We start from the raw sequence: 527 nt of genomic DNA, 5'->3' as shown, positions 1-527 counted from the left end.
CCCATGCACCCTGCCCCATGCACCCTGCCCCATGCACCCTGCCCCATGCACCCTGCCCCATGCACCCTGCCCCATGCACCCTGCCCCATGCCCTCTGCTCCCAAATGCCGATTACCTTCCCAACGATCGCGAGAAATTCAGGATCTTCGCTGAAAGGCGATCGAGCGCTTCCAAAAGCTCTTCAGACCCCTGCGCCGGGAGGTGCCCATGGGTGATGAGAAACAGGACCATATTCGCATTCTCGAAAACGGAACGACGCGAATAGTTCAGGAACTGCTGGAATTCCTTGTTGGACGTGCTGCCCGACCCCTCCGCGATGTTGTTCGAAATGCTGAGAGCGGCCCCTCGCAATTGTTCGGCGTAGCGGAACTTCTTGCGGGATTCGAGAGCATCCGCAATCCGATCGAGTTCTCCCCCGATACGGATCGCATCCTTCCATATCTCGAAGTCTTGGAAGCGAAACTTATGCATGTGGGGAGGCCGAAGGCCTGCATGGGGCATAGCGCAAAGCGCATGGTTCGCGCAAG

The 527-nt window shown here is 58.4% G+C and carries 1 protein-coding gene; it reads right to left on the bottom strand.

The window, feature by feature from the left end:
* Positions 1-111 precede the first annotated feature (111 nt).
* Positions 112-527, bottom strand: a 416-nt coding sequence (locus IG178_RS09165) for a four helix bundle protein (protein WP_226895224.1), incomplete at its 5' end; no start/stop codon positions are given.

It is taken from the genome of Neoluteolibacter marinus, assembly GCF_014904755.1.
Classification (GTDB): domain Bacteria; phylum Verrucomicrobiota; class Verrucomicrobiia; order Verrucomicrobiales; family Akkermansiaceae; genus Haloferula; species Haloferula marina.
The sequence above is the reverse complement of the archived record's forward strand: the minus strand, read 5'-3'. Positions and strand labels throughout refer to the sequence as shown.